General features: G+C 74.6%; 26 protein-coding genes and 1 pseudogene. 14 read left to right on the top strand and 13 right to left on the bottom strand.

Annotation, left to right across the window (positions count from 1 at the left end):
• Window positions 1-116: 116 nt before the first annotated feature.
• The 3 genes from ACFCY1_RS20910 to ACFCY1_RS20900 form a co-directional block, all read right to left on the bottom strand.
• On the bottom strand, window positions 117-1,103 hold the full coding sequence (locus ACFCY1_RS20910) for an aldo/keto reductase (protein WP_117487120.1): 987 nt from the start codon (window positions 1,101-1,103) through the stop codon (window positions 117-119).
• Between the two features lie 70 nt (window positions 1,104-1,173).
• Window positions 1,174-2,013 (bottom strand): ABC transporter permease, encoded by an 840-nt coding sequence (locus ACFCY1_RS20905; protein WP_375875525.1) that lies wholly within the window; start codon window positions 2,011-2,013, stop codon window positions 1,174-1,176.
• Window positions 2,013-2,999 (bottom strand): ATP-binding cassette domain-containing protein, encoded by a 987-nt coding sequence (locus tag ACFCY1_RS20900; protein ID WP_375875524.1) that lies wholly within the window; start codon window positions 2,997-2,999, stop codon window positions 2,013-2,015. The genes ACFCY1_RS20905 and ACFCY1_RS20900 overlap by 1 nt, the downstream gene beginning before the upstream one ends.
• 104 nt (window positions 3,000-3,103) lie before the next feature.
• On the opposite strand from ACFCY1_RS20900, the gene ACFCY1_RS20895 reads away from it, so the two are divergent.
• Window positions 3,104-3,889: a TetR/AcrR family transcriptional regulator gene (locus ACFCY1_RS20895; protein ID WP_375875523.1), complete on the top strand. Its 786-nt coding sequence runs from the start codon at window positions 3,104-3,106 to the stop codon at window positions 3,887-3,889.
• Here ACFCY1_RS20895 and ACFCY1_RS20890 read toward each other — a convergent pair.
• The 4 genes from ACFCY1_RS20890 to ACFCY1_RS20875 all read right to left on the bottom strand — a co-directional run bounded on the left by ACFCY1_RS20890 (window position 3,886) and on the right by ACFCY1_RS20875 (window position 8,452).
• On the bottom strand, window positions 3,886-5,262 hold the full coding sequence (locus tag ACFCY1_RS20890; protein WP_375875522.1) for a pyridoxal-phosphate dependent enzyme: 1,377 nt from the start codon (window positions 5,260-5,262) through the stop codon (window positions 3,886-3,888). The two genes, ACFCY1_RS20895 and ACFCY1_RS20890, sit on opposite strands and share 4 nt — an antisense overlap.
• Window positions 5,263-5,450: 188 nt before the next feature.
• Window positions 5,451-6,182, bottom strand: coding sequence for a hypothetical protein (locus ACFCY1_RS20885; RefSeq protein ID WP_117487123.1), 732 nt, complete (start codon window positions 6,180-6,182; stop codon window positions 5,451-5,453).
• 457 nt (window positions 6,183-6,639) lie between these two features.
• Entirely contained in the window at window positions 6,640-7,716 is a 1,077-nt protein-coding gene (gene zapE / locus ACFCY1_RS20880) for a cell division protein ZapE (protein ID WP_375875521.1), read from the bottom strand.
• Window positions 7,717-8,086: 370 nt separating this feature from the next.
• Entirely contained in the window at window positions 8,087-8,452 is a 366-nt protein-coding gene (locus ACFCY1_RS20875) for a hypothetical protein (protein WP_049654214.1), read from the bottom strand.
• Window positions 8,453-8,593: 141 nt separating this feature from the next.
• Here ACFCY1_RS20875 and ACFCY1_RS20870 point away from each other — a divergent pair, with 141 nt between their 5' ends.
• From ACFCY1_RS20870 to ACFCY1_RS20860, 3 genes are read left to right on the top strand one after another with little or no spacing between them, the layout of a single operon-like run.
• A complete protein-coding gene (locus ACFCY1_RS20870; protein ID WP_049654212.1) occupies window positions 8,594-8,953 on the top strand; it encodes a hypothetical protein in 360 nt (119 codons plus the stop codon).
• A complete protein-coding gene (locus ACFCY1_RS20865; protein ID WP_375875520.1) occupies window positions 8,950-9,972 on the top strand; it encodes a hypothetical protein in 1,023 nt (340 codons plus the stop codon). The genes ACFCY1_RS20870 and ACFCY1_RS20865 overlap by 4 nt, the downstream gene beginning before the upstream one ends.
• Window positions 9,969-10,358, top strand: coding sequence for a roadblock/LC7 domain-containing protein (locus ACFCY1_RS20860; RefSeq protein ID WP_074002412.1), 390 nt, complete (start codon window positions 9,969-9,971; stop codon window positions 10,356-10,358). Before ACFCY1_RS20865 ends, ACFCY1_RS20860 begins: the two co-directional genes overlap by 4 nt.
• A gap of 192 nt (window positions 10,359-10,550) precedes the next feature.
• Here the strand turns inward: ACFCY1_RS20860 and ACFCY1_RS20855 are convergent.
• Window positions 10,551-11,261 (bottom strand): annotated as a pseudogene (locus ACFCY1_RS20855) (VWA domain-containing protein); the annotation flags it as partial.
• 378 nt (window positions 11,262-11,639) lie between these two features.
• Here ACFCY1_RS20855 and ACFCY1_RS20850 point away from each other — a divergent pair.
• Both ACFCY1_RS20850 and ACFCY1_RS20845 read left to right on the top strand, forming a co-directional pair.
• A complete protein-coding gene (locus tag ACFCY1_RS20850; protein ID WP_375875519.1) occupies window positions 11,640-12,782 on the top strand; it encodes a serine hydrolase domain-containing protein in 1,143 nt (380 codons plus the stop codon).
• Window positions 12,770-13,336, top strand: a complete 567-nt coding sequence (locus ACFCY1_RS20845; RefSeq protein ID WP_049654207.1) for a hypothetical protein — start codon at window positions 12,770-12,772, stop codon at window positions 13,334-13,336. The genes ACFCY1_RS20850 and ACFCY1_RS20845 overlap by 13 nt, the downstream gene beginning before the upstream one ends.
• Before the next feature lie 88 nt (window positions 13,337-13,424).
• Here ACFCY1_RS20845 and ACFCY1_RS20840 read toward each other — a convergent pair whose 3' ends face one another.
• From ACFCY1_RS20840 to ACFCY1_RS20830, 3 genes are all read right to left on the bottom strand, one after another.
• Window positions 13,425-14,819, bottom strand: a complete 1,395-nt coding sequence (locus ACFCY1_RS20840) for an alpha/beta hydrolase (RefSeq protein WP_375875518.1) — start codon at window positions 14,817-14,819, stop codon at window positions 13,425-13,427.
• Between the two features lie 171 nt (window positions 14,820-14,990).
• Window positions 14,991-15,800 (bottom strand): alpha/beta fold hydrolase, encoded by an 810-nt coding sequence (locus ACFCY1_RS20835; protein WP_375875517.1) that lies wholly within the window; start codon window positions 15,798-15,800, stop codon window positions 14,991-14,993.
• A 97-nt stretch (window positions 15,801-15,897) separates the two neighbouring features.
• Complete coding sequence (locus tag ACFCY1_RS20830) at window positions 15,898-17,409, bottom strand: PQQ-binding-like beta-propeller repeat protein (RefSeq protein ID WP_375875516.1); 1,512 nt, start codon at window positions 17,407-17,409, stop codon at window positions 15,898-15,900.
• A 218-nt stretch (window positions 17,410-17,627) separates the two neighbouring features.
• Here ACFCY1_RS20830 and ACFCY1_RS20825 point away from each other — a divergent pair, with 218 nt between their 5' ends.
• The gene (locus ACFCY1_RS20825; RefSeq protein ID WP_375875515.1) at window positions 17,628-18,404 is read left to right on the top strand and encodes a class I SAM-dependent methyltransferase; all 777 of its coding nucleotides are present in this window, start codon (window positions 17,628-17,630) and stop codon (window positions 18,402-18,404) included.
• Between the two features lie 160 nt (window positions 18,405-18,564).
• On the opposite strand, the gene ACFCY1_RS20820 is transcribed toward ACFCY1_RS20825, so the two are convergent.
• Window positions 18,565-20,079, bottom strand: a complete 1,515-nt coding sequence (locus tag ACFCY1_RS20820; RefSeq protein ID WP_375875514.1) for a carotenoid oxygenase family protein — start codon at window positions 20,077-20,079, stop codon at window positions 18,565-18,567.
• Between the two features lie 41 nt (window positions 20,080-20,120).
• Window positions 20,121-20,729: a WHG domain-containing protein gene (locus tag ACFCY1_RS20815; protein ID WP_375875513.1), complete on the bottom strand. Its 609-nt coding sequence runs from the start codon at window positions 20,727-20,729 to the stop codon at window positions 20,121-20,123.
• A 154-nt stretch (window positions 20,730-20,883) separates the two neighbouring features.
• Here ACFCY1_RS20815 and ACFCY1_RS20810 point away from each other — a divergent pair, with 154 nt between their 5' ends.
• From ACFCY1_RS20810 to ACFCY1_RS20780, 7 genes are all read left to right on the top strand, one after another.
• Window positions 20,884-21,681 carry a hypothetical protein gene (locus ACFCY1_RS20810; RefSeq protein WP_375875512.1) on the top strand — a complete coding sequence of 266 codons (798 nt, stop codon included), beginning with the start codon at window positions 20,884-20,886 and terminating at the stop codon, window positions 21,679-21,681.
• 323 nt (window positions 21,682-22,004) lie between these two features.
• The gene (locus ACFCY1_RS20805) at window positions 22,005-22,334 is read left to right on the top strand and encodes a hypothetical protein (RefSeq protein ID WP_074002406.1); all 330 of its coding nucleotides are present in this window, start codon (window positions 22,005-22,007) and stop codon (window positions 22,332-22,334) included.
• Window positions 22,335-22,366: 32 nt separating this feature from the next.
• The gene (locus tag ACFCY1_RS20800) at window positions 22,367-23,056 is read left to right on the top strand and encodes an alpha/beta hydrolase (protein WP_049654234.1); all 690 of its coding nucleotides are present in this window, start codon (window positions 22,367-22,369) and stop codon (window positions 23,054-23,056) included.
• 330 nt (window positions 23,057-23,386) lie between these two features.
• Window positions 23,387-24,622 carry a serine hydrolase domain-containing protein gene (locus ACFCY1_RS20795; protein WP_375875511.1) on the top strand — a complete coding sequence of 412 codons (1,236 nt, stop codon included), beginning with the start codon at window positions 23,387-23,389 and terminating at the stop codon, window positions 24,620-24,622.
• Window positions 24,623-24,695: 73 nt separating this feature from the next.
• A complete protein-coding gene (locus ACFCY1_RS20790; protein ID WP_375875510.1) occupies window positions 24,696-25,625 on the top strand; it encodes an aminoglycoside phosphotransferase family protein in 930 nt (309 codons plus the stop codon).
• A gap of 142 nt (window positions 25,626-25,767) precedes the next feature.
• A complete protein-coding gene (locus ACFCY1_RS20785) occupies window positions 25,768-26,124 on the top strand; it encodes a DUF6204 family protein (protein ID WP_375875509.1) in 357 nt (118 codons plus the stop codon).
• A 79-nt stretch (window positions 26,125-26,203) separates the two neighbouring features.
• Complete coding sequence (locus ACFCY1_RS20780) at window positions 26,204-26,743, top strand: MarR family winged helix-turn-helix transcriptional regulator (RefSeq protein ID WP_375875508.1); 540 nt, start codon at window positions 26,204-26,206, stop codon at window positions 26,741-26,743.
• Window positions 26,744-26,871 lie beyond the last annotated feature (128 nt).

The following is a 26,871-nucleotide window of genomic DNA, read 5'->3' as shown; positions in this document are numbered from 1 at the left end:
CCCCTCCCGCACTATCTGCCCGCATTTGAACCCCCCCCCGCCCCCCGGCCCGGCCCGCCCCCCCGGGCGGCGGGGGCCGCGACGGAGGCACCGGCCGAAGCCGGGGCGCGGGAGGACTACCAGGCGTAGTCCTCCGGGGCGGGGCGGTGGCCCGGGAAGAGCTCGTCGAGGTGGTCGAGGGTCTTCTGGTCGAGCTTGAGGTCGAGCGCGCCGACGGCGGCGTCGAGGTGGGCCCGGGTGCGGGGGCCGATGATGGGGGCGGTGACGACGGGGCGGGAGAGGAGCCAGGCGAGGGCGAGGTCGGCGGGGTCGGCGCCGAGTTCGGCGGCGAGGTCCTCGTAGGCCTGGATGCGGTCGCGGTGCTTGGCGAGGAGTTCGTTCGCGAGGGCCATGCCGCTGCGGTCGCGGGTGCCCTCGCGCTCCTTGCGCAGGACGCCGCCGAGCAGGCCGCTGCGCAGCGGGGACCACGGGATCAGCCCGAGGCCGTAGTGTTGGAGGGCGGGGACGACCTCCAGTTCGACCGCCCGGTCGAGCAGGTTGTACAGGGACTGCTCGCTGACCAGGCCGAGGAAGTGGCGGGCGCGGGCGGTCTCCTGGGCCTGGGCGATGTGCCAGCCGGCGAAGTTGCTGGAGCCCACGTAGACGATCTTGCCCTGGGCGACCAGGACCTCCATCGCCTGCCAGATCTCCTCCCAGGGCGTGGCCCGGTCGATGTGGTGCATCTGGTAGAGGTCGATGTGGTCGGTCTGGAGGCGGCGCAGGCTGGCCTCGACGGCCTTGCGGACGGCGACCGCGGAGAGCCTGCTCTCGTTGGGCCAGTCCCCCATGTCGCCGTAGACCTTGGTGGCGAGGACGGTGCGCTCGCGGCGGCCGCCGCCCTTGGCGAACCAGCGGCCGATGATCTCCTCGGTACGCCCGCGCAGCCGGCCCTCGCGGTCGCGGCCGTACGTGTTGGCGGTGTCGAAGAAGTTGATGCCGTGCTCGTGGGCGGCGTCCATGAGGCGGTGGGCCTCGGCCTCCTCGGTGTGGGGGCCGAAGTTCATGGTGCCGAGGCAGAGGCGGGAGACGGTCAGGCCGGTGCGGCCGAGGTGGGTGTACTCCATGGCGCCCCACCCAAGACCACACCGGCCCCGCTGTCCAGCACATTAGGGGGGCGTGCCGCAAGCTGGCGGATCACCGCCCGTGGGTGGCGAACTTCCGTACGGCGAGCGGCATGCAGCCCGCGATCAGCACGGCGCTCCAGAGCAGCGCGGCGAGCACGGCGTGCTGCGTCGGCCAGGCGGACCCGGCCGCCGAGGGGTTGCCGAACAGCTCCCGGCAGGCCTGGACGACGGAGCTGACCGGGTTCCAGTCGGCGAGGAACCGCAGCCAGCCGGGCATGCCGCCGGTCGGCACGTAGGCGTTGGTGACCATCGCCAACGGGATCACCGCGGCGGACAGCTGGCCGGCCGCCTCCTCCTTGCCGATGGTCAGGCCGAGCACGGTGCCGACCCAGGTCATCACGAAGCGGAAGAGCAGCAGCAGTGCGAACGCCCCGGCCGCGTCGGCGAGTCCGTGCCGGACGCGCCAGCCCGTGGCGAGCCCGACCAGCGCCAGCAGCGCCAGGACGACGACGCTGACCAGCAGGTCGGCGAGGGCCTGCCCGAGCAGCAGTCCGGTGCGGGAGACGGGCATGGAGCGCAGCCGGTCGGTGACCCCGCGCCCGACGTCGCGGGCGGCGCCGACCATGGTGGGCATGACGCCGTTGGTGGCCACCATGGCGAACAGGCCGGGCATCAGGAACTCCCGGTAGCCGCCCCCTCCGGGGACCTGCATGGCGCTGCCGAAGACGTACCCGAAGACCACCACCATCACCACCGGCACGCCCAGCGAGGCGGCCAACAGGCCGGGCGAGTGGCGGTAGTTGAGCAGGACGCGGAGCATCGAGGTCCAGGTGCCGGAGGCGAGCCGCCGGGCGGTGGACGGACGCGGGACGGCGGACGGACGCGGGGGCGCGAGTGCGGCGGCGGTCATCAGGCGGCCCTCCCGGCGTCCGCGGACTCCTGGGTGAGCGCGAGGAACACGTCGTCCAGCGAGGGCGCCCGCACCGCGACGTCCTCGGCGACGACCCCCGCGCCGTCCAACTCCCGTACCAGTGAGGGCAGCAGGACGGACACGCCGGGCGTCGTCAGCACCGTGACGGTCCGCTCGGCGACGTCCACCCGCGCGTCGCCGCCGGTCATCGAGGACAGCACCACGGCGGTGGCGGCGAGCTGCCCGGGGTCGGCCAGGGTGACGGAGACCTGGCTGCCGATCGCGGCCTTGAGCCGGTCCGGCGGGCCGGTGGCGATGGCGGCGCCGTGGTCGATCACCACGATGTCGTCGGCGAGCCGGTCGGCCTCCTCCAGGTACTGGGTGGTGAGCAGCACGGTGGTGCCGGCGTCCGCCAACTCCTTGACGGTGTCCCAGATCGCCTGCCGGCTGCGCGGGTCGAGCCCGGTGGTGGGCTCGTCCAGGAAGAGCACCGGCGGGCTGGTGACCAGGCTGGCGATGAGGTCGAGGCGCCGGCGCATGCCGCCGGAGTAGGTGCGCACGAGCCGGTCGGCGGCCTCGGTGAGGTCGAAGCGGGTGAGCAGTTCGTCGGCGCGCTCCCGGGCCCGGCGGGCGCCGAGGTGGTGCAGCCGGCCGAACAGCCGGAGGTTGTCGCGGCCGGTGACGCCCTCGTCGACGGCGGCGTGCTGCCCGGCGAGGCCGATGGCGCGCCGGACGTCCTCGGCGGCGCGGACGACGTCGTGTCCGGCGACCCGGGCGGTGCCGCGGTCGGGGGCGACCAGGGTGGCGAGGACGCGGACGGCGGTGGTCTTGCCGGCGCCGTTGGGGCCGAGCAGGCCGCAGACGGTGCCGGCCGGGACGGTGAGGTCGAGGCCGCGCAGGGCCTCGGTGGCGCCGAAGCGTTTCCGCACGCCCGTCATCTCGATGGCGGGCGCCGCGCCGGCGGCGGGTCGGGCGGTGTCGGACATGGCTCTGCCCTTCTCTAGGTACAGCGTACGTAGAAGCGCGCTTGGGCGCCATCGTACTACGTACGCCGTACGTATCTAAGATGGGAGGGCGAGGTGATCTTCCAGTGCCGTCCAGCAAGTCCCCCACCGGCCCCGACCAGCCGGAACAGTCGGAACAGCCCGACAGGCCCACGCCCCCCGAGGCCCCCGAAGTGATCTGGCTGCGCCCCGAGCGCACCGGCCGCGGCCCGCGCCCGGCCCACAGCCGGGACTCGATCGCCGCCGCGGCCATCGCGATCGCCGACGCCGAGGGCCTGGACGCGGTCTCCATGCGCCGGGTCGCGGCGGCGCTCGGCGCGGGCACCATGTCGCTCTACAACTACGTGCCGAAGAAGGAGCACCTGCTCGACCTGATGCTCGACGCGGTCGCCGGCGAGTACCGCTTCTCGCCCGCGCCGAGCGGTGACGTCCGGGCCGACCTCGCCGACCTGGCCCACCAGCAGCTCGGCCTCTCCCGCCGCCACCCCTGGCTGCCCGCACTGGTGCTGGTCCGCCCCAGCATCGGCCCCAACGCCCTGCGCTACACCGACCACTTCCTCGCCGTCACCGCCCCCACCGGCCTCGGCGGAGGCGCCCGGATGGAGGCGATGGCGCTGTTCAACGGCTTCGTCGGCCAGTTCGCCCAGTACGAGCAGACGGCCGCGGCGGGCGCCAAGTGGCAGGCGGAGCTGGTCGGTTACCTCGGCCAGGCGGCGGCGAGCGGCGAATTCCCGCACCTGGCCCAGGCGTTCGCCACCACCGGTCCGCCCGCCGACCCGGACCGGGCCTTCGACCGCACCCTGGACCGGGTGATCTCGGCGATCCTGGCGCCCGCCGAAGGGGGCGCCCAGGAGACAGTCGAAGGGGGTTAGGCCACCGCCTCCCTCGGCAGCACCCCGGCCACCCGACCGTCCACCAGGACCATGACCGCCCGGTGCGTCTTCCCGAGCACCGTCCGCGCGTCGGCCGCCGACTGCCCGACGCCGACCGTCGGCAGCGCCGGCCCGATCAGCCCGCCCAGCGGGTCGCCCGGCTTGGCCGCGCCGTCCGCGAGCGCCGCCGCCAGCGCGGCCCGGGAGACCGAGCCGACCACCTCCGTCGCGGCCACCCCGTACGGGCGCGCCGCCCGCGCCAGCACCGCCGGGGCCACGCCGCCCGGCGCACCGCCCAGCGCCTCCAGCGCTTCGCCCACGGTCGCGCCGGCGGCCACCGTCACCAGCGGCGCGGCGGCGTCGAGCAGCGGCCGCAGGCCGTCCGCCGCCTCCTCCAGGAAGCCCCACTCCCGCATCCACGCGTCGCTGTGCACCTTGGACAGGTAGGAGCGCCCCGAGTCCGGCAGCACCACCACGACCAGGCCGTCCGGCCCGAGCCGGCGCGCCACCCGCAGCGCCGCCGCCACCGCCGCGCCGGAGGACGGGCCGGCCAGCAGGCCCTCCTCGCGGGAGAGGCGACGGGCGGCCAGCAGCGCCTCGCGGTCCGGGATCCGCTCGTAGGAGTCGATCAGCTCCGTACGCAGGGCCTGCGGCATGCGGTCCTCGACGGTGTCGGGGTGGAGGTAGTGCCCGATGCTCTCGACGTACCACGGGCTGCCGTCGCCGCCCCCGTACGTGGAGGACTCCGGGTCCGCGCCGACCACGGTCACGGCGCCGCCGGAGGTCTCCTTGAGGAAGCCTCCGGTGCCGGTGATGGTGCCGCCGGTGCCGACGCCGGCGACGAAGTGGGTCACCCGGCCGCCGGTCTGCTCCCAGATCTCGGGGCCGGTGGTCCGGATGTGGGCGTCCGGATTGGCCAGGTTGTCGTACTGGTTGGCGAGCCAGGCGCCGGGGATCTCCTCGGCCAGCCGCTGCACGACGTTGAACAGGTGCCTCGGGTCCTCGGCGGGCACGGCGGTCGGCGCGAGGACGACCTCGGCACCGTACGCCCGCAGGATGTCCGACTTCTCGGCCGACGACTTGTCGGCCACCCCGGCGATCACCCGGTACCCGCGCTGCCGCCCGACGATCGCCAGGCCGATGCCGGTGTTCCCGCTGGTCGCCTCGATGATCGTCCCACCCGGCTTCAGCAGGCCGTCCCGCTCGGCGGCCAGCACCATCGAGAGCGCGGCGCGGTCCTTGACGCTGCCACCGATGTTGAGGAACTCGGCCTTGGCGTAGATCGGCGCGGCGATCCCGGCGCCGAGCCGGGCCAGGCGGATCAGCGGCGTCCCGCCGATCGCGTCGAGGACGGATTCGTGAACTGCGGCCATCGTCGGCCCCTTTCGCTAGCACTGTCAGCCCGAGCCTGCCCAGGCCACGGGCTCGGTAGACGGTAGCGACACCGTTCCTCATCCGGCCGAAACATTGTCCGACGGCCGGGATCGGGTACGGGCCGGTGCGAGCAGGGACGGGCGGGCGCACGCGGGGACGGGCGGGCGCAAGCGGGGACGGTCGTCGATCAAGCGGGCAGCCGGCGGGGTCCCCCCGGGGTCCTCCCCCGGTTCCGGCGCCGCACCGCCTCCGCCGCGAGCAGCGCCGCCGGGACGGCCGCGGCCGGCACCGTCCACCACGGCAGGCCGGTCACGGACGCGAGCACCGCGGGCACTCCGCAGGCGAGCAGCGTCCACAGGACGAGCGACCGGGCGAGGTCGAGGGTGACGTCGCCGGGGCGGCCGGTGAACCGCAGCGCGCCCAGGACGGCGGCGAGCACCGCCAGCAGCGCGGCGAACGTGCCCACCCCGGCGGTGAACTGCCCCTCGTCGCGGGGCTCGTCGTACGAGGCCTGCGCGACACCGGCCCGTTCCAGGCGCATCACCCGGCCGCGCCACACCGTGCCGTCCACCCGGTCTCCGGGCTTCAGTCCGTCCAGCAGCGGCCCGCCGTCGGCGAACCCCACCTCGCCGGTCCAGAACGGCGCGCCGTCCAGCGTCGCCCGGAACTCGGAGCTCTTGCCCGCGTTGCGGACGACCGTGCCGCTGACGGTGAACGGCACGGTGCGCACGCACTCCTCGACCGCCGCGCCCGGGCTCCCGGCCGGGCAGGTCACGGCGGCCGTGTACGAGCGGTACCGCTCGGCGTCGTCCGGCAGCACGACGGTGAAGACGTACCAGGCGGCCGCCGCCGGGGCCAGCGCCGCGACGGCGAGCAGCGCGCCGCCGGTGCGGGTCCATGGTGAGGGACGGTGGGTCATGACGGTTCTCCCCCCGGTCCGGTGCGCGGCCGGAACCCCCGGGTCGCCGTCGCCGGGGCGTGCCGCCCCGCCCCTTCCGGGGTCGGACGGTACCGGGCGGCCGGAACGCCGGACGGTGTCGCGGTTCTCGGAGTCTGTCCGGAGCTCGCCGAAGCCCCGTGAGCGGTGCGTACGGCCTGAGCGGGTCCGCACGGGGGGCGGCGGCGCGCCGGCGGACCTCGCGTCGAGCGCCAAGCACACCACCCCCGGACCGGCTCGCGGACACAGCTGTCCCTCGATCGCCGACCAGGCTTCCCGGCACTCCTTCGCGCACGCTACCGGACTCCGCCCCGGCCTGGCACGCCGGTTCGCCAAGGCGCCGGGCGAGCAACCCCCCTCCAGGGCCGGCGCGATCGACCGGGCAAGTCCTGGCACTCCGGCAGGACTTCTCCGTTCCCGCCGGTCGCCCGGCGGGCGCTCAGCCGGCGGCCTCCCGAACCGGCGGGCGGAGGAGGGCGAGGCGACTGGCGGTGCGGTCGAGGTCGCGCATGAGGGTGGAGCCGGTGGCGAGGCCGGCGAGCGGATCGGCGCCGATCAGGACCAGGCGGACGTCGCGGTCACAGCAGACGTCGACCAGGTTGGCGAAGCGCCGACGGCCGTCGGGGGACGCCTCGGTGAGCGGTGGGACGCCGTCGAGGACGACGGTGGGGAAGCGGTCGACGAGTGCGAGGTAGTCGGCGACGGAGGTGAGGCCCTCGCACAGCTCCTGGAAGCCGAACCACACGTGGTCCTCGCGGACCGCCCGGGCCGACAGCTCACGGCGGTGGGCGGCCACCGGACCCGCTTCCTCGGGCCGGGGCGGGGTGAGACCGGCCGAGGGCTCGTCGCCGGGGCGGAGACGGGCGCCGAGGTCGAACCCGTGAGCGCGCTCCGACCGGGGCTGCCGCCGGAAGTCGACCGGCCCGGATACGTCGAGCACGTCCATCCGCTCCTCGATCAGCCTGATCGTCGGCTCGAAGAGGTGGTGGTACAGCGGGTCGGGCATCAGCCCGGCGGGCGGGTAGTTGGACGTGGTGACAAGGGTGATCCGCCGGTCCAGCAGGGTGCGGAGGAGGCGGGCGACCAGCATCGCGTCACCCGCGTCGTGGGCGTGGAACTCGTCGAAGACGAGGATCCGGCAGTTGCCGAGCAGCTCGTCCACGGCCCGGTCCACCGCCGCGCCGTCCGCGCTCCGGCTCTCGGAGTGGTGGGCGACACCCTCGTGCAGTCGGCGGAAGAAGTCGTGGAAGTGCAGCCGCCGCTTGCGCGGGGTCGGCAGCCCGTCGAGGAAGGTGTCCACCAGCCAGCTCTTGCCGCGGCCGACCGGGCCCCAGAGGTAGAGGTGCCGTGGACTGCGGCGCAGCCGCCAGGCCGGGTGGGCCAGCTCGCCGGCCAGCCGACTGAGTCGTTCGACCGGGAGCTCCTGGGCGGGGTCGAGCGTGAATCCGTGCTGCCCCGCGGCCCGGTGGAAGTGCCCGCGCATCGCCTCGTACTGGTTCCGCACCCCGTCCGTCACGGGTCCGGACCATAGCAGGGCGTCAGAACCGTCGGGATCACCGGGAGTTGCGCGGTCCGCGGCACCGCCGAAACACCGGCGCTCCGGCGGTTCGACCACGGTATTCCGGCGCTCCACCGCCGGCCGGAACAGCCGGGGCGAATATGACGCCCAGTCATCGGAAAGTCACGCATTTCCGTGCCGGGCGCACACCCACGATATTCGCGGCCCGATTCCCGCGGACGGATCTCCGTAGCCGCTTCGTCACGCCGCGCATTCGCTCCGTCCGGAATTCCGCGCGCGAAACGCGGCCCGCGCGGGCCTTCGGGCAGGGCATCCGGTCAGGGCGTCCGGACGGGGCGCGGACACCCGGGCAGCCGGCCCGGCCCCGCTAGATGTCGAGAGCGGCCTCGATGCGCTTGAGACCGTGCCGGGCGAGCGCGAGGTTGGCCCGCGAGCGGTCCAGCGCCAGGTAGAGGAAGAGCGAGCCGTGACCGCGGGTCAGCGGGCGGATCAGGTGGTACTGGGTGCCGAGGGTGATCAGGACGTCCTCGATGACATCATCGATCGACAGCGCGGCCAGGGCGCGTATCTTCGCACGAACGACCTCGGTGTTGGCGGCGGCCGCAATCTCCAGGTCGAGCTGCTGCCCCCCGCCGAGGAACCCGAGTGACATACCGCTCTCGTGGTCGGCCACGGCCACTCCGATGGCCCCCTCGATGGCCATCGCGTCCTTGAGTGCCTCGTCAATGTTCATGCGCTGTTCGTCCTTTGCGTGACTTCCGGGCAGAACTCCCGTGTGCGGGAACAAAATAGCAAGAAGCCGCCGGTTGTGGTCGCCTCGTGAAAATGATGGAATAAAGTACGCTGCCGGGGTTCAGAACGTGAAGGGGTACTGGTGCGCGCACTCGACGCTTCCCTCTCCGATGTGCTCGGCTCCCCCGGAGTGGTCGGTGCCGCGCTCGTCGACGCCGTCACGGGTCTCAGCTACCAGTCCGCCGGGGACCACCGGCTGCTCGGGACCGGGGCCGAACTCGCCGAGCTGACCAACCTGATCGGCGAGCGACTGTACGAGGCAGGGGCGGAGAGCGAGTTGGAGAGCCTGGTGGTCACCAGCACCCGCCATCACCAGGTCGTCCAGGTGCTGTCCCGGAAGGGCGACCCCCTGCTGCTGGCCACCGTGCTGGACCGGGAACGGACCAACCTGGCACTGGCCCTCCGCCAGACCGCCGACCGCGCGCAGGACTTGCTGGCATGACCGACCCGTCCCACGGCACGGCGCCGCCCGCCGTGCCCGCGACTCCCACGACGCCGGCTCCACCCACCGCGCGCAACGTGCCCGCACTGCTGCTCGCGCTGCGCCGGACGGAGTTCACCGGCTCGGTCACCGTCTCCAGCGCACCGGGCGGCACGATCCACCTGGAGCAGGGTCTGGTCGCGGCGATCGAGACCCCCGGGGCCCCGACCGCCGCGACCCTGCTGCTGAAGTCCCGGCGCGTCGGCGAGGAAGAGTGGGCGTCCGCCGAGACGGCCGCGTCCATCGGCCGACCGACCGACGCTCCCCCGACCTGGGGCGGCGACCTCGGCGCGGCCCTGGTGGCTCAGGGGTCGATCGGCGCCGCCGAGCTCGAAGCCGTCTGCGCCGCCGCCGCCTTCGACGGGGCCTTCGCCCTGGTGCTGAGCCCGCCCGGCAGTTGGGAGACGGCCGAGGCGGCGCCGCCTGCCAGGATCGCGCTGCGCCCGGGCATCGAGCCGGAGCGGCTCTTCGAGGAGACCGCCCGGCGGACGGCCCTGCTGACCCGCCTCTGGGGACCGCCCGGCGAACTGGCCCGCATCCGGATCCGTCCTGCCGCCCGGGCCGAGTCCGGCGCGCTGCGGATCCCCGTCCGCTACCGGGAGATCCTGGCCGCCGCCACCGGCCGCCGCACCGCGCGCGACCTCGGCTTCGCCCTGGGACGCGGTGTGTTCGCCGTGCTCCTCGACGTCGTACGGATGGACGCCCGGCACCTGCTCCACCGGGAACCGGCTCACCCGGGGCCCCTGGCACCGAGCGTGGCCCCGCGCATGCCGACGAGCGAACCGCCGCCGGCCGACACCGGGCCGCTGCCGCGCCGCGTCCGCAGCGGACGCGGCGCGGGTGGTCCGGGCGGCCCCGGCGGCCTGCCCGCCCGATCCGAGGGAGCGGCGGCCGCTTCCGACGGTCCACCGAACGCACACCGCGCCGAGCACACCGCGCGTACCGAGACGACCGAGCAGAGCGAGAAGAGCGCACCATGAGCAGCCAGACACCGACCGCCGTGCTGGTCGACGAGTTGAAGTCCCTCCGCGACCGGGTCATGGGCATCTCGGAGAGTGTCATCTCCACCACCGACGGCCTGTTGGTGGCCGCCGACACGGCCGCCGTCCACCCCGAGTCGGCCGCCGCCCTGTCCGCCGCCATGCTCGGCCTCGGCCGGCGCACCGCGGCCGAGGTCGGCGTGGGCGGCCTGCGCGACGTGGTCACCCGCTGCACCAGCGGCTACGTCGTGGTGCTGGCGATCGGGGAGCAGGCGCTGCTGATGATTCTGGGAGACGAGGGCCTCGACATCGCCGGCCTGCACCGCGAGTCGCCCGCCACGGTCCGCCGCCTGAGCGAGCTGCTCGGGATGGTCCCCGCGGTCTAGGCCCTCTCGATCGGATCATGCCGGGCGCGCGGCGTGATCCGGAAGAGAGCGCCTGGCCCCGTCGCCGTCGGGTTACCGACCGCGGCGGCCCCGCTTCCCCAGTCCCTCGGTCAGGGTGGCCCAGAAGCCCCGGCGCTGCGGCTGCTCCTCGGCCGCGGCGCCGACCGGCGGCCGCAGCGTCGGGCCGTCCGGGACGATGCCCTGGGCCCGGGCGGCCACCAGCCAGCTCGGCAGCTCGGTGAGCAGCAGGTCGTACAGCTCGTCGTCGGAGACCGTCCGGGGGTCGCGCCCCAGGTGGACGAAGCCGGCGTTGTCGATCGGCCGCTTCTCCGGGACGGGCAGTTCGTCCAGCTTCCGCAGGAAGTCGAACTGCCGGCTGTCCGGGTCGCCGAAGCCGATGAACTGCCAGAAGATCGGCAGCGTCGCCGCCTCGCAGAGCTTCTTCTCCGCCGCGGGCTTGCTGATCGGGCCGCCGTCCGTCTGGAACAGCACGAAGGCCGGGTCCGTGGCTCCGCTCTCCCGGTAGTGCCGGATGACCGCGTCCATCGCCAGGTGGTAGCTGGTCCTGCCCATGTGGCCGAGGCCCGCGACGATCCGGTCGATCCAGCCCGCGTGGTCCTCCAGGGCGATCTCGGCCTGGGCGTCGACCTCGGTGGAGAAGAAGACGACCGGCACGGTCCCGTCGTCGTCCAGGTGGGCCGACAGCCCCAGGACCCGGTCCGCGAGCGCCTGGACGCTGCCGTCCTTGTAGTAGGGCCGCATCGAGCCGGAGTAGTCGACCACCAGGTACACCGCCACCCGCTGGCCGTTCAGCCCGCGCCGCTCCACCGAGGCGCCGGCCGTCTTGTAGAGGCTCACCAGCGCGGGCGCGCTCTGCTCGACCTTGCTCAGACTGACGGCCATGTGTCGCTCCCTCGCTCACTGCGGCAGCCGGGCTGCCGGGGCGCGTGATCGTCAACGCGCTCCGGACACTGTGCGCGGCGGACGGCGGTGAGGGCAAGCCGTCCGCCCGGCGCGGCCGCTCACAGGCCGTTCGGGTGCCCCGACAGCCACCCGGCGTGCCGCTCCTTCAGCCGGTCCCGCTCCTCCGTCGACGCCAGGTAGACGTCCGCCCCGCCGTCGTACGGGTGGTACAGCCGCCGCAGGCCGGGGCCGGCGAGTCTGCCACATCCGTCCCACCCGTCCCGGCCTGGTGAAATCCCCTCGTCAGGGCCGCCGGGCTCCCGTAGCGTGGTTCGGTCGATCTTGAGGGCGGAACTGGGCAGAACGGGGCACCACATCATGCAGCAGCACCAGGGCTGGGCCGACGAGCGCTTCGGCGCCGTCGCGGACGTCTTCGCCGCCAACTTCGCCGGGTTCCCCGAGCTGGGCGCCGCCGTCACGGTGTTCGCCGGGGGCCGGAAGGTGGTCGAGCTGTGGGGCGGCACGGCCGACGAGCGCACCGGGCGGGCCTGGGCGCAGGACACCCTCGTGCCCGTCTTCTCCTGTGCCAAGGGCCCGGTGAGCATCAGCGCCCACCTGCTCGCCGAGCGGGGCCGGCTCGACCTGGACGCGCCGGTCGCCCGCTACTGGCCGGAGTTCGCCCGCAACGGCAAGCAGGACGTCACCACCCGGATGATCCTCGGCCACCGGGCCGGCATCCCCGCCCTGGACGCGGTGCTCTCCTTCGAGGAGGTCGCCGCCTGGGATCCGGTGATCCGGGCGATCGAGGCGCAGCAGCCGCTCTGGGAGCCGGGCACCGCGTACGAGTACCACGGCCATGTGCTCGGCTTCGCGGTCGGCGAGGTGATCCGCCGGATCACCGGGCTGACCCCGGGCGCGTTCCTGCGCAAGGAGATCGCCGAGCCGCTCGGCCTGCCGGTCTGGATCGGCCTGCCGGAGAGCGAACTCCCCCACCTGGCCCGGCTGGTGGAGGCCGAGGGTCGCCGTCCGATGCCCGGCCCGGAGCACCTGCTGACCCGGATCGTCACCATGAACGGCGCCCTGGTCTTCCCCGGCCTGGACGTGCCGCACGGCTGGAACGACCCGGCGCTGCACGCGATCGAGCTGCCCGGCGCGGGCGCCGTCGCCTCCGCCACCGGCCTGGCGGGCCTCTACGCGGCGGCGGCCACCGGACTGGACGGCGCGCCCCGCCTGCTCTCGCCCGACACCGTGACCGGCGCGGTGCGCGAAGTCTCCTCCGGGGCGGGCTTCCTGGGCTTCGACATGGGCGCCCGCTGGGGCTCCGGGCTGCTGCTCGACTCCCCGGCCTTCCGCCCGCTGCTCGGCGCGCGCAGCTTCGGCAACGACGGCGCCGGCGGCCAGTTCGCCTTCGGGGACGACGAGTTCGGCGTCGGCTTCGCCTATGTCGCCAACCGGATGATCGGCCACGGCGACGCCCGGGCGAACCGCCTGATCGAGGCGGTGCGCGAGTGCCTGGGCTGACCGGCTTCCTCCCGCTCGTCACCGTCCTGGCCACCACCGGCGGCCTCGGCGAGCTGCGCTACGGCGCCTCGCTGCCCGAACTCGCCGTCCACTACGGCGATCCGTGGGACGGCGGCGGCATCCACCGGGGCGACCGGTGGCCGCACGCCTTCTGCTGGGGCGACGTGCGGACGGTGTTCTGCCGCTGCCGCCGGCTCCACTCGCTCTCCCTGCCGGTCTGGCAGGGAGAGCTCGACCTCCCGCAGCCGGGCGGCGGTTCGGCGACGCTCGACACCCACGTCTCCGAGGCCGACCTGATGGCGGCGCTGACCGCCACCGGCCACAGCTGGCAGACGGTGACGTACGAGAACCTCCCGGACCAGCGGAACCTGCTGTTCTCGCCGGCCGAGGAGGTCCGGGTGGAGCTGGTCCTGACGAACCGGGCGTCCCAGGACGAGCCGCCGCTGGAGGCGTGGGCGCTGCACAAGGCGTTGCTGTGGGGCTACGAACACCTCGACTGCCCCGAGCCCGACCGCTCCCTGCCCGACGACGGCTGGGGCGCGGCCGGGCCGTAGCGCGGCGGCGAGCCGTTCCGTCCCCTGCTCGGAACGGCCCACCGCCGGCGGCGGTCCACCGTCGGCCGCAACCCGCCGACGGCCCCCGCTACTTGAGCAGGAAGTCGTACACCGCCTGCCGCCCGGCCGGGTCGGCCGCCCGGGTCTGCACCGAGTGCGCCGCACCCGGGACGATCACGACCTGCGGGTCGTGCGCCAGCTCCGCCTGCTGGTACAGCCACTCGTTCGGCGTGGACAGGTCCCGGTCGCCGCCGAGCAGCAGCACCGGCACGTTCGGCAGCCTGCGGTGCGCCGGCGGGATCGGCGGCACCTGCTCGCGCGGCCAGTCCAGGCAGACCAGCTGGCTGCCGAGCCCGGTCGCGGTCGCCGCGTCGTACGGCCAGGTCTGCTCGGCGGTCAGCCGCTGCCGGGTGCGCTCCAGCGCGGCCGCCCGGCCCGCGACCGGGGTGTCCGTGCTGCCCCACGGGAAGCGCGAGTCCGCGCAGACGGTGGCGGCGTGCAGGCCCTGGCTGAGCGCCTCGGCCGGGGCCGCGTCGTCCCGGTGGACGGTCTCGATGAAGGCCTGGAGCTTGGCGGGCTGCCCGCCGGCGGCCTCGTGCAGCGCCTCCGGGACCCCGCCGTAGTTCGGGTCGGTGAACTCGTAGCTGGTGAGGGCGTCCAGGACCTGCGCCCCGTTGCCGTACCGCCGGACGGTGGCGGCCAGGTCGGCGGCCGGGTCGGTGGTGCAGCCGGTGGCCTGGCAGGCGGCCCGCAGCACCCGGGCGCTGGCGGGCAGCGCGGCCAGGTCGAGCGGGTCGTAACCCTGCTGCGGCACCACCGAGTCGAGCACCAGCCGGGCCACGTGCGCCGGGTGGGCGAGCGCGTACCGCTCGGCGACGAGGGTGCCGTACGAGACGCCGTCGAGGGTCAGCCGCCGGTCACCGAGGGCGCCGCGCAGCCGGTCGATGTCGGCGACGGTGTCCGCGGTGCTGTAGAAACGGGCGTTCGGGCCCAGGGTGGCGGCGCAGTCCGCGATCGACTGCTTGCGCGGCACAGCGAGGTCGGAGGAACCCATGTCCTCCTGGAGGCCCGGGCACTGGAGCGCACGGGCGCCGGTGCCGCGCTGGTCGTACATGACCAGGCGGTAGTCCTTGAGGACGGGCGCCATCTTTCCGGCGATCCGCTTCATCAGCGGGACGCCGGGCTGGCCGGGGCCGCCGGTGAGGAACAGCAGGTCGCCCTTGGGGGCCGCGGTGTTCCCGGCGACGGCCACGGCGAGGTCGAGGGTGCCGGGGACGGCGCCGCTGTGGTCGAGCGGGACAGTGAGGGTCCCGCAGGTGAACTCGGGCGCGTCCGGGCAGGGCGCCTGCCCGGCGATCCCGCCGCCTGGCCTGGCCGTGGCGAGTGTGTCGGCCGTGGCGGCCGCGGGAGTGGCCAGCGTGGTGCCGGCGACCACCGCGACGGCGCCCAGCAGGGCGGCGATGCGGCCGCGCGTGCTCGTCATGTGAGTCCTTCCGCTCGCACCGCGTCCGTGCTGACGCGGGCACGGACGTAGCCTGCGCCCGGGACGACGGCGAAGGCGAGCGGTTATCCGGGGATTCGACCAGGGGCGAATCCCCGACGGAGCCAGCGAAGGTGACGCACAGTCACATCAATCGCGGAAGCCGCGGCAGTCTCAGAGCAGCGCCCGCGGCAGCACCACCCGCACCCACTCCTCCGGCTGCGACAGGTGCGGGGCGTGCCCGGCGCCGCTGTACAGGTGGCGTTCCGCCTTGGGCAGGGTGAGGTCGATGAGGTCCAGCACCTCGCCGAACATCGGCGCGCTCTCGTCGCTCTGGGTGAGCAGTGCGGGCTCGCCGAAGCGGGCGAGCCCGATGAGGTCGAGGTCGAGCGCGTCCGGGTCGCGCAGCTCGTCCAGGTAGGTGGGCGCGTTGCGGATGTAGCTGTGCCGGACCGGCGCGGGCAGCTGCTCCCAGGCGCCGGGGCCGAAGGCGAGGCTGTCCACGTACAGTTCGGCGGCGGCCGCCGACTCGGCCTGCTCCAGCAGCTCCCGGACGGCGGCGATCCGGTCGGCGAAGCCGGTGCCGAGCGGTCGCAGGTCCGGGTCGGCGAGCAGGATGCCGGTGCCCGGCGGCTCGTGCACGGCGATCCCGCGCAGCAGGTCGGGCCGGGCGGCGGCGAGCCGGAGGACGACCAGGGCGCCGTAGGAGTCGCCGTAGGCGAAGGCGGGCGCGAGGCCCAGCTCGTGGATCAGCCCGGCCAGGTCGGCCGCGTCCTCGTGCACCGAACCCTGGGTGAGCGGGTCCTCGCTGCGGCTGTGCCCCCGGCGGTCGTAGGCGACCGCGGTGGTGGACTCCGCCAGGCCGGGCAGCACCCGCGCCCAGGAGTCCGCGTCGCTCCAGGAACCGTGCACCAGGACGACGCCGGGGCCCTCGCCACGGGCCTCGTAGTGCAGCGCCACCCCGTTCACCCTGATCTCGGCCATCACGAGTCTCCCGGTCTCGGCGGTGCTCCCCCACCAGACTGACACAACCACCCGAAAGGGTCAGGTCCGTCGGCGGCGGGCCCCGTCCCGGCCCCCGTCAGCTCATCGCCCGCACCGGCGGCTCGTCCCGCGTCCCGTCCTCCGCGACCACCGTGAACCGCTCCGCGTCCGACACCGACAGGTCCACCGGATAGAGCGACGCGGTGTCGTTGACGTCCAGCACGGCGCTCTGCCGCCCGGTCGCCGCCTCCACCCTGGTCACCCGGCCCCGGGTCATCGCCCACACCGAGCCGCCGTCCACCACCAGGCCGGTCACCTGGTCGTCCAGCCCCGCCGTCCACCGCTTGCCGCCGTCCGTCAGCGAGTACGCCAGCAGCCGGCCGGTGGCGGTGCGGCTCGGGTGCTTGCCGCCGCTGATGCCGATGTCGCCGGGCTTCTCCCCCGGTACGACGAACAGGTCTCCGACCACCACTCCGCCGAACAGCGGCCGGGCGCTGAACTCGTCGAAGGCGTGCAGCCCGCCCAGCATCACGTCCAGGTCGTACTCGTCCCCGGCGACCGGTATCACCGCCCGCTGCCGGCCGGTCTGGTCGTAGCTGAGCACCGCGTGGGTGCCGCGCTCGGCCTGGGCGTCCACCCACACCGCGAGCGGGTCGACCGACACCACCGCGAGGTTCTTCAGCCCGCCCGCCGCGGGCAGCGCGATCCGCCGCTGCTCCCGGCCGTCCGCCGGGGCCAGCGAGCGCAGCACGGGCGGCGCGGCGCCGCACTGCGCGACCGTGACGGCGTCCCCGGGCCCGCCCGCGACCTGCAGCGGGGTGCAGCCCGGGTCGGCCGCGCCGCGCCAGACGTCCCGGCCGTCGGCCAGCCGTACGGCGCGCCAGCCGGCCTTCTCCTGGAGGAGGGCCTGCTGCCCGGCCACCGCGACCACGTCCGGAGTCGCGTCGTCCCCGTCCCGGGCGGGCGCGTCCACGGCGGCGGTCCAGCCCTCCCTGCCGTCGGAGAGGTCGAGCGCGGTGACGGCGGAGCACGGCTTGTCGTGCGGCGCGTGGCCGATCAGGCCGAGGGCGCCGCCGCGGCCCGTGCCGTCAGGCCCGGTCGTCCGGCTCATCGCGCAGACCGTGTCCTCCCCGGGCGGGGCCCAGTGCCAGGCGACGGCCCCGGTCGTCCGGCGGTACGCCACCACCAGGTCCGGCCGGGCCCGGACCACCAGGTCCCCGCTGGTCCAGCTGCCCACCGCGCGGATCGTCGACGGCCGGTCCAGCGGCGCCTTCCAGGAGTCGTTGAGGCCGTCCCCGGCGAAGCCGACGAAGATCCCGAGCCCCAGTACCGCCCCGACGGCGGCCGACGGGAACCCGGCCCTCGGGTGGATCAGCGCCCAGACGAAGCCCGCGCCGCAGGGCATCAGCCCCAGGATGCTGATGATCCCCATGTACGCGAGGCTGTCGCCGCCGAACCCGTTCGCCGGGCCGAACAGCACCGCCAGCCCCATGCTCGCGAACAGCGCCCCCAGCACCCCGCCGGAGACCACCATCCAGGTCTCCCGGTCCCAGGCGGACCACACTCCCCACTTCGCCCGGACGACACTGTCCTCGGGCCGAACGGCCATGCCGGTCTCTCCCCTGCGACGCGCCGCCCACCGCGTCGGGGCGACGATCATCGGATCGTCGCAGAGCGCGCCATGATCCGGAACAAAGAGCAGGGAAAACCCCGGCCATGACCCGCACATACCGGGCCCGGGGCGCCGGTGGCACCCGCTGTCCACGGCGCGCGCCGGGCGCGGAAATCGATTGCCCGCCCCTGGGCCGCTGACTAGCGTTGCCCGGCATGACCACGCCATCCACCACCCCCGACTGGCGCACCGCCAACCGCGCGAACTGGGACGAGCGCGTCCCCGTCCACGCCGCCGGCCCCTTCTACGACCTGCCCGGCTTCGTCGCGGGCCGTGACACCCTCCAGGACTACGAGCCCGCCGAGGTCGGCGACGTCACCGGCCGCACCCTGCTCCACCTCCAGTGCCACCTCGGGCTCGACACCCTCTCCTGGGCCCGCCGCGGCGCCGTCGTCACCGGGCTCGACTTCTCCGCCCCTGCCGTCGCGGCCGCCACCGACCTCGCCGCCCGGATCGGCGCCGCCGAGGCCCGCTTCGTCACCTCCGACGTCTACGCCGCCGCCGAGGCGCTCGACGGCCGGACGTACGACATCGTCTACACCGGCTTCGGCGCGCTCTGCTGGCTCCCCGACCTCACCCGCTGGGCCCGGACGGTCGCCTCGCTCATCACCCCCGGCGGTTTCCTCTACCTCGCCGAGTACCACCCGGTGGCCGACGTCCTCGCCGACGACGGGCGCGGCTTCGCGGAGGACTACTTCGAGCGCACCCCGATCGTCGTCGACTACCCCGGCACCTACGCCGACCCGGACGCCCGGCTCGACTCCACCGTCACCGTCCAGTGGCAGCACGGCCTCGGCGAGGTCGTCACCGCCCTGGCCGACGCGGGCCTGCGCCTGGACTTCCTCCACGAGCACGCCCACGCCCACTTCCGCGTCCCCGCCGGCGCCCCCGCCCCGCAGACCTACTCCCTCCGCGCCACCCGGCCCCGATGACCCCGCCGGGGCGGCTCCGCCCCGGCTCCCAGGGCCTCCCCCTCGCCGCCCTCACCGCCCTCGCCGCCGTCGAGACCCCCGTCCCCTACGCCGACGCCCTCCCCCGCGGTGCCGCCGGGCGCGATCCCGCCCGTGCTCGCAGCGGGCACATTTTGGCCCCTCAGCTCCAGCCCGTGTCCCCGCCCCTGCCTGCGGTCCGGTCCCCGCCAGACACCCTGTCCCCGCCCGGCACCCAGTTGCCGTGCAGGCCCAGGGGCACCCGCACCGGCAGGTGGATGCGGGCCAGGGGCTCGCCGGTGAAGTCCTGGGCGGCGAGGACCACCAGGTCCGCCGCTCCCCGCTCCGGGTCGTGGACGTACGCCATCAGGTACCCGTCGTCCTCCGCCGTCGGCGACTCGGCGGCGACGAACACCGCCTCGCCCACCGCCCCGTCGCGCCCGAACTCGTGGGCCTCGACGGTCCCCCGGCTCAGGTCGTGCTTGAGCAGGGCGTTGCTGAAGCCCTCGTCCGGGCGGTCGTCCCCGGGGCCGGTCGGCGGCGCGTAGAGCTCGACGGCGGCCGCGTAGCCGTAGCGGTAGGGGCGGCCGGTGTGCCGCGGGTTGAGGCGCGGGAACTCCTGCACCCGGTCGTCCAGCCGCTCCTCCCGGACCGTCCCCGCCGCCAGGTCGACCGTCCAGCGGTCGAGCGTGGGCCGGCTCGCGCCGATGTTCCGCAGGTCCATGCCCGGCGGGTGCCGCACGACGTCGACCACCAGCTCGTCCGCCGTCCGCTCGTACGCGTTGAGGGTGTGCCCGACCAGGTGCGGCGCGAGCTCGAACCACCGCACCGCGCCGCCCTCGCGCGGCATCACCCCGACCCGGGCGGCGCGCCGCCCGTCCCAGGTGAAGGGCACCCCGGTGGCCAGGTGCGCCGGGCTGAACACCACCTGGGTGTCGTACAGCAGCACGAACCGCTCGGTGAGCGCGAAGTCGTGCATGTACGGGTTCCCGGGCACCTCGATCAGCGTGCTGCGCCGGACGGTGCCGGCCGCGTCCATCACGATGTGCTGCACCTGCTCGGAGCCGTACCGGAAGGCCAGCGAGTGCAGTTCCCCGGTGTGCGGGTCGACGACCGAGTGGGCGTTGGCGCTGTACCCCTCCGGCGTGGCGCCCAGCCCGCACGGCCCCACCGTGTCCAGCTCGTAGGTGAGTTCGTACGGGCGGATGCCGCCTTCGAGCAGCGCGTAGGTGCGCCCGGCGAGGCCCGCGACCTGCACGTTGGGGGAGATGTCCATCCGCTCGTCGACGGGCGTGCCGCGCCGGGGCTCACCGAGCCGGTCGGCGACCGTGCCGGAGCGGACCCAGCGGTTGCGGTACCACTCGGCGCGCCCGTCCCGGATCCGCACGCCGTGCACCATGCCCGCGCCGAGGGTCCACAGATGTGCGCCCGGGTCGTCGATGCCCAGCGGGTTGGGGCCGTTGCGCAGGTAGCGGCCGTCGAGGTGGGCGGGGATCCGGCCGGTGACGGGCAGGTCGTAGGCCGTGACCTCCTCGGCCACCGGGGCGAAGTTCCCGGAGACGTAGCGGCTGCGCCTCGTACCGTTGTTGCTGTTGCCGTTGCTGTTGCTGTTGCTGATCGCGCCGTTGCCGTTGCTCTTGCCGATCGTGCCGTTGCGGATCGGGTCGCCTGGGCTCATCGTCTCGGCCTCTCGTCAGGTGATGGGGTGTCCGGACTCGTTCACGAACCGGCGCCGAACGCCCGCCCCAGTGCGGCCATCAGCGCCTCGTAGCGCGCCCCGGCCTCGGCCGACGCGAAGTGGCCGGCGAGCTCCAGGCTCACCGCGCCGTGGGTGGCCGCCCAGAAGAGGTTGGAGACCTCCAGGGCGTCGCCGGGCCGGAAGACCCCGGCCGCCATGCAGGCCTCGACGGCGGCCACCGAGGCGCCGAACGCGCCGTCGGCCAGGGCCAACGCCTCGGCGCTGGGCCGGAATCCGGGCACCGGCTGCTCGAACATCACGCGGTAGTAGGCGGGTTCGGTAACCGCCCGCTCCCGGTAGGCGCGGCCGAGCTCGGTCAGGTACTCCAACGGGTCGCTCCCGCGCGGGACTTGCTCCTGCGCCCGGCGCAGTCGTGCGAAGCCCTCCCGGTACAGCGCGTCGAGCAGCCCCTCCTTCCCGCCGAACATCGTGTACAGCACCTTGGTCGAGGAGCCGATCTCGGCGGCGATCCGGCGCACGGTCAGCGCGGCGGGGCCTTCGGCGACGAGGAGGGAGATGGCGCGGTCGAGGATCACGGCGCGTACGGCATCCTGGCCGACCCGCTGCGCGTCCTGGTAGGGCGTGCTCATGGGTAACAACGTAACCGATGGGAAACAGTGTTACCAGCCTTTGTGGGCAAGGGATTTCACCACCCACCCGGCCGCCCCGACCGACCGCCCGACCACCCACCCTCCCGACCACCCTGACTAGACTGGCGCGCTCCACAGCCGAGGGGAGTCAGCGATGAGTGGTGCCACCCGCTGCGACGAGGTCGCGGCCGAGGCGGGCTTGGGCGAACGGCGGCGGCTGTACCGGACGAGCCGCCGGATCGGCGACGGCGTGGGCAAGTGGGGCCTGGGACTGCCCGGCATCCTCGTCCTCGCCGCCTCCGGCTGGACCTGGTGGGGCGCCGTCCTCGCGGTCGCCGCCGTGGCAGCGGCCGCCGTGGCCTACCAGAAGGTCCCGCCGCGCTCCGGGCTGGTCGCCGTGGCGCGCTACCAGGGCGGCCTCGTCCTCCACCACGCCGGCGGCGACTTCCGCGCCCTCCCCTGGGACGCCATCGAGAGCTACGAGTACATACCCTCCCGGATGGAGTTCCGCGGCAACCTGAGCGTCGAGCACTTCGGCCGCGTCCTCATCCTGGCGCGCGGCCGCGAAACCCCCTTCGTGGTCTCGAAACTGGCGGGCCGCTACGAACCGGGGCTGGCCGAGGCCATCCGCGCGGGCCTGCTGCCGCGCTACACCGCGCCGCTGCACGAGCGGTTCGAGGAGGAGGGACACGTCCTGTTCGGGACGGTGCTCGCCGTGCTGCCCGCGGGACTCCTCCTCGACCCCGACGACGACCACCCCACGGCCCCGCTGCCGTGGAACGACCTCCAGGACATCAGCGCCGAGGACACGCGCGAGCTGCGGATCACGGAGCGCACCGGACCGGGCCGGGGCGGACGGGTCGTCACCCGCGTGCTCGCCGACGCGGACGTCGTCGCGGCGTTCGTCCGGGAGACCCGGGCGAAGCTCCTGGCGGAGCAGCGCCCGGAGTGACCGCCCCCTGTGACAGGGCCGTGTGACCGCCCCGCCCGACCGGCCCTGTCCGCACCCCCAGCCGCCGCCGGCCGACTCGACGGCCGTCCGCCAGGGCGCGCCAACCCCGCGCTACGGCCGGACAGTTGACATGTGTCGGGCATCCGCCGGCGCACCGGCGGCACCGGGTCCGCACGTCGTGCTGCGCCGACCGGGTCAACCTCGGCGCCGGACTGTACGCGCACGCCCGGTCGGCTCGTTCTGCTGTACATGCCTCCCCTGATCCCGATGCCCTCACCGCTGCCCGTCCGCGGCACCGCGCGGACCACCGCACGGAGGTCCCCGTGGCCGTGATCGGCCGTGCGGCGGCCACCGTGGTCGCGCTGGGCATCCTGCTGATCCCGACGGCCGTCACGGCGGGCACCGACCTGCCGCCCGAGCCCGGTGCGGGCTGGTGGGAGGTGTCGGCCAACGCCGCCAACGTCCGGGTCGACCACTTCGGCGAGGAGACCGTCATCGGACTCGCCCGTTCGGGTGACCGGGTCGAGGTCGTGGACACCTGGACCTCACCGCTCGGCGCCCGCTGGGCGAAGGTCATGGTGGAGCGCACCCGGGTCTCCGGCTGGGTCCTGTGGTCCCTGCTCGCGCACCGCGACCCCTCCTCGGAACCGTAGAATCCGCCTGTACACATCAGGAGGGAATTCGCGTGTTCCGAGCGCAGCGTCCGCGCACCGCAGAGCTGACCCCACGACGGGGCGAGGAGCCGGTCACCGGCGTCGCCCTGCTGCTGCCGGGCGGGTTCCTCCGCAGTCGGCGCGCACCGATGCGGGTCGCCGAGCTGGGCCTGCGGGACCTGGCCACCGAACTCACCGACCGCGGCCGGCCGCACGGCCTCGCGGTGCACCTGCTGCGCTACCGCCACGGCGGCTGGAACGACGCGGACGCCGACACCGCCGTCGACACCCGCTGGGCGCTCGACGAGCTGGCCCGGCTCTACCCGGGCGCACCCGTCGTGCTGATCGGCAACTCGCTGGGCGGGCGCGCCGCCTTCTGGTGCGCCGGGCACCCGTCGGTGGTCGGCGTGGCCGGGATCGCGCCGTGGCTGCCCAGCGGCGACCCGGTCGACCAGCTGGCCGGGCGGCGGGTGCTGATCGTCCACGGCACCGGGGACCACAGCTCGGCCAGTGCCACCCAGTCCCTGGAGTACGCGCTGCGCGCCCGGCGGGTCGTCCCGGATCTCGCGCGGTACGAGGCCCCGGGCGCCAACCACCTGCTGCTCCGCGAGTCCCGCGACATCAGCGCGCTGACCACCGCCTTCACCCTCGGCGTCCTGGGCGCCGAGCCCGCTCCGCTGGTGGCGGGAGCGGTCTGCACCCGGCTGCCGGCGCGGGTGTAGCCGACGCCCCCCAACCGCTGTCGCGTCCCGCGTCCCGTGTGGTCCGCGTCCGCACCCCGGGCCTCCCCTGCCGATCGGCAGGGGAGGCCCGGTCGCTTTCCCGCCGGATTCCTGCCGAACGGCACATGCGCGAAGGGGCTTCCGGCGATCACTCTTGGGGGCATCGCGACGGTGGCCACCCGGGCCGCCGTGGAAGGGAGTCCTCACCGTGTTCCGTGCCCGCGCTCTCCGCCTTCGCACCGGTCGTGTGCAACTGAATGACCGTCAGCCGCGTGTTCTCCAGGGCGGATCGCTCCGCCCCACAGCCGTCCCACCCGCTTCGGAGGGCACATGGCCGTCAGCAAACCCGCCACCCTCGCGCGGGGCCTCGCCGCCCTGCTCCTCGCGGCGGCGTCCGCATCCACCGCACCCGCCTTCGCCGCCACGCCTGCTCCGGCCGCTCTCGGTCCGGCTGTCCTCGATCCGGCTGCCCTCGACGCCGCGATCGCCGCCCGGCCGGGCGACCCGGTGGCGGGCGCGGTCGCCCGGGTGACGGCCGACGGCCTGGTCTGGCGCGGCAGCGCCGACGATCCGGTGAGCGGGCGGCCGGTGGCGCCGGACGCGGCGTTCCGGATCGGCAGCATCAACAAGACCTTCGTCGCCGCGGTGCTGCTCCAACTCGCCGCCGAGCAGCGGATCTCCCTGGACGGCACCGTCCAGCAGTACCTGCCCGGCACGCTGCCCGCGAGCTTCACGCTGCCGATCACCGTCCGTCAACTCCTCGACCACACCAGCGGACTTCCGCAGGCCGTCGAGGGCCCGGAACTCGAGGACACCGAGCTGGAGAAGCGCGACGGCCTGATCGCCAACCGCTTCGCGATCGAGACGCTCGACCTGGTCGTCCAGCGGACGCTTCGGCCCCACCCGGAGCGCGGCCTGCCGGAGGCCGGCCCGGCCTTCGATCCGGGCAGCGAGCAGGAGTACAACAACTTCAACTACCGGGTGGCGGGCCGGATCATCGAGCAGGTGACGGGGCACACGATCAGGGAGGAGGTGACGGCCCGCATCCTGAAGCCGCTCGGCCTGCGGCACACCGAGGTGACGGAGGGCAGGCCCGCGATGCCGGAGCCCCACCTGGCCGGCTACGTCCCCGACAGCGCCGACACCCCGACGGACGTCTCCGAACAGGGCGGCAACCCGGAGTCGATGGTGTCCACCCCGGCCGACCTGGACAGGTTCCTGCGCGCCCTGCTCGACGGCGAACTCCTGCCTCCGCAGCAGCTGCACGACCTGCTCACCCTGCCGCGCGACGCCTCCGGCCGACTGGTGCCCGTACGCGGAGCGGGCGAGTGCCTGTTCGGTCCGGACAAGGGTCGGGCCTGCTACAGCGCCGGACTGATGGCCGTCCCGCTGCAGGACGGCACGGTGCTCTGGGGCAAGACCGGGCACGACCTCGGGTACTCCGACGGCGTCTTCACCACCCCGGACCTGCGCAGGCGGCTGGTCTACTCCGTCGGCGCCGGGAGCGGCACCCCGGCACCGGCGCTCCGCCTCGCCGCCACGACCTTCGGCCCCTTCGCCCCCTGAGCCCGACCGGACCGAACCGGACCGAACCGGCAAGCCACACCAGCGCCCTCCCCCCACCGTCGAAAGGAAGCAGATGATCAGCATCCCCGGCGGGCTCGCCCGCACCACCATCGACCGTGAGGGAGCCCCCGGCGCGGCCTGGATCGCCGAACTCCCCGGCCTCGCCGCCGAGCTGCTGGAACGCTGGGGCTGCGTGCCGGACGGCGCCGCCACCCACGGCGGGGTCGGCCTGATCCTCCCGGTCCGGCAGGCGGCCGAACGCGTGGCCGTACTGAAGGTCTCGTTCCCCCACCCCGGCAACGTGCACGAGCCGGACGCCTTCGCGGTGTGGGCGGGCCGGGGCGCCGTCCGGCTCTACGAACGGGACGACGAGCGCTTCGCGATGCTGCTCGAACGGGCGAGCCCGACCACGCTCGCGGAGGCCCGGGACACCGACGAGGTGCCGACGGTCGCCGGGCGGCTCAGCCGGCGGCTCGCCGTCCCGGCGCCCCCGGGCCTGCCCCGGCTGAGCGAGCAGGCCGCGGAATGGGAGGCCGCCCTGCGCGCCGACGCGGCCTCCCTCTCCCACCCCCTGCCGGCCCGCACGGTCGGCGCCGCCCTCGCCACCGTCCGCGAACTCGCCCGCACCCAGCCGGACGTGCTCGTCCACGGGGACCTCCACCCCCGCAACATCCTGCGGGCGGAGCGCGAACCCTGGCTGGCCGTGGACCCCAAGGGCTACGTGGGAGACCGCGCCTACGACGGCGGCACCCTGCTCAAGGTCCACGCCCTGACGCTGCTCGACGCGCCGGACCGGCAGCGCGCTCTCCTCCGCGCGCTCGACGTCTTCGCCGAGGCCGCCGAGCTGGACCGCGAACGCCTCCGCCGCTGGACCCAACTCCACGCCGTCCAGGCCGCCTTCCACGGTCGGCGGCACGGCTTCCGGCGCGCCCGAGGAGGCCCCGGGCTCGACCGGCTCACCCGGTACGCGGACGAGCTCGCCGAAGTACTCACCCCCGCCTGACCGGCGCCCACCACCACCGGCGACCACCCGACGACCGCCTACGGGCGCCCAAGGAGGCCCGCGACCACCGACCGTCACCGAGAAGCGCCCGGCCCAGGAATCACGTTGGCGGTCGGCGGCCCGCACTGCCTATGGTCGGGGGATGACCACTCGAACCTTCCGCATCATGGTGCGCGGCGTCTTCGACGGCCTCACCGCCGACCAGCGTGCCGAACTGCTCGCCGCCGCCCCCGAGCACGACGTGCTGCGCGCCGCCTTCACCCGCGAGGGCCACCTCAGCTACGACGTCTCCGCCCGGGCCGCCTTCACCTTCCGCTTCCTCGACGAGGGCGAGGCCGAGGAGGACATCCTGGAGGCCACCGAGCGGGCCGAGCAGTCGGCGCGGGACTGGCTCATCGAACGCGGCTACGGCTACAAGAACCTCCGCTCCCAGGCCGAGGACCTCTCCCAGGCCCCGCTCGGCAAGCGTCAGCGCCGCGCCGCCAACACCGCGCACTGACCCACCCCTCCCCTCCCCCCTCCGCCACCTCCTTGACGGCTCGCCCTAGCGCTATACTTGAGCAGTCAAGGAGGTGGCAATGACAGAGCGTCCAGACCATCAGCGTTCAGACCAGCAGCAGCCGGACCAGGTGGACCGGGCCGCGACCGCACCGGCCGCGACGAGCCCGAGCCCCGATCCCCTGGACACCGCCCTGCGGCTGGTCCGCGCCCAGACCGCCGTGGTCAAGCGCTTCGACGCGGGCCTCAGCCGCCTGCACGGCGTCAGCCTGGCCGACTTCACCATGCTGCTCCACCTCTCCCAGGCCCCCGGCGGCCGGATGCGCCGGGTCGACCTCGCCGAGGCCCTCGGGCTCACCGCCTCCGGCGTGACCCGCGGCCTCGCACCGCTGGAGCGGATCGGCCTGGTCGCCCGCGAGGCCGCCGCCCGCGACGCCCGGGTCACCTACGCCGCCCTCACCCCGACCGGCCGCGAGCGGCTCGCCGAGATGCTGTACACCGCCCGCAAGGTCGCCGCCGAGCACTTCGCGGCGGAGCAGTGGAGCGCCGAGGACCTCGGCCGGCTGTCCACCCTGCTCACCCGCCTCGGCGGCACCGCCCCGGGCCGGCACCTCGGCTGATCCGCCCGCCCCGCCGCCCCCGCGCGCGCCCTTCCGCACCCCGCCACACCCTCCACCCGAGCCCACGTCCTAGGCTGGCCCCGCACCACGGGCACCTCCGTGCCATCTGGCACCACTGGCACCACCCG

The sequence above is a fragment of the Kitasatospora sp. NPDC056273 genome (assembly GCF_042268845.1).
In the GTDB taxonomy this organism is placed as follows: domain Bacteria; phylum Actinomycetota; class Actinomycetes; order Streptomycetales; family Streptomycetaceae; genus Kitasatospora.
This window is presented reverse-complemented; position numbering and strand designations above follow the sequence as displayed.

Coding starts and splice junctions, on each gene's coding strand:
- ACFCY1_RS20910 (WP_117487120.1), bottom strand. CDS start 1,103: ATGGAGTACACCCACCTCGGCCGCACCGGCCTGACCGTCTCCCGCCTC.
- ACFCY1_RS20905 (WP_375875525.1), bottom strand. CDS start 2,013: ATGACCGCCGCCGCACTCGCGCCCCCGCGTCCGTCCGCCGTCCCGCGT.
- ACFCY1_RS20900 (WP_375875524.1), bottom strand. CDS start 2,999: ATGTCCGACACCGCCCGACCCGCCGCCGGCGCGGCGCCCGCCATCGAG.
- ACFCY1_RS20890 (WP_375875522.1), bottom strand. CDS start 5,262: ATGGCCGCAGTTCACGAATCCGTCCTCGACGCGATCGGCGGGACGCCG.
- ACFCY1_RS20885 (WP_117487123.1), bottom strand. CDS start 6,182: ATGACCCACCGTCCCTCACCATGGACCCGCACCGGCGGCGCGCTGCTC.
- ACFCY1_RS20875 (WP_049654214.1), bottom strand. CDS start 8,452: ATGAACATTGACGAGGCACTCAAGGACGCGATGGCCATCGAGGGGGCC.
- ACFCY1_RS20865 (WP_375875520.1), top strand. CDS start 8,950: ATGACCGACCCGTCCCACGGCACGGCGCCGCCCGCCGTGCCCGCGACT.
- ACFCY1_RS20860 (WP_074002412.1), top strand. CDS start 9,969: ATGAGCAGCCAGACACCGACCGCCGTGCTGGTCGACGAGTTGAAGTCC.
- ACFCY1_RS20850 (WP_375875519.1), top strand. CDS start 11,640: ATGCAGCAGCACCAGGGCTGGGCCGACGAGCGCTTCGGCGCCGTCGCG.
- ACFCY1_RS20840 (WP_375875518.1), bottom strand. CDS start 14,819: ATGACGAGCACGCGCGGCCGCATCGCCGCCCTGCTGGGCGCCGTCGCG.
- ACFCY1_RS20835 (WP_375875517.1), bottom strand. CDS start 15,800: ATGGCCGAGATCAGGGTGAACGGGGTGGCGCTGCACTACGAGGCCCGT.
- ACFCY1_RS20830 (WP_375875516.1), bottom strand. CDS start 17,409: ATGGCCGTTCGGCCCGAGGACAGTGTCGTCCGGGCGAAGTGGGGAGTG.
- ACFCY1_RS20825 (WP_375875515.1), top strand. CDS start 17,628: ATGACCACGCCATCCACCACCCCCGACTGGCGCACCGCCAACCGCGCG.
- ACFCY1_RS20820 (WP_375875514.1), bottom strand. CDS start 20,079: ATGAGCCCAGGCGACCCGATCCGCAACGGCACGATCGGCAAGAGCAAC.
- ACFCY1_RS20815 (WP_375875513.1), bottom strand. CDS start 20,729: ATGAGCACGCCCTACCAGGACGCGCAGCGGGTCGGCCAGGATGCCGTA.
- ACFCY1_RS20810 (WP_375875512.1), top strand. CDS start 20,884: ATGAGTGGTGCCACCCGCTGCGACGAGGTCGCGGCCGAGGCGGGCTTG.
- ACFCY1_RS20795 (WP_375875511.1), top strand. CDS start 23,387: ATGGCCGTCAGCAAACCCGCCACCCTCGCGCGGGGCCTCGCCGCCCTG.
- ACFCY1_RS20790 (WP_375875510.1), top strand. CDS start 24,696: ATGATCAGCATCCCCGGCGGGCTCGCCCGCACCACCATCGACCGTGAG.
- ACFCY1_RS20785 (WP_375875509.1), top strand. CDS start 25,768: ATGACCACTCGAACCTTCCGCATCATGGTGCGCGGCGTCTTCGACGGC.
- ACFCY1_RS20780 (WP_375875508.1), top strand. CDS start 26,204: ATGACAGAGCGTCCAGACCATCAGCGTTCAGACCAGCAGCAGCCGGAC.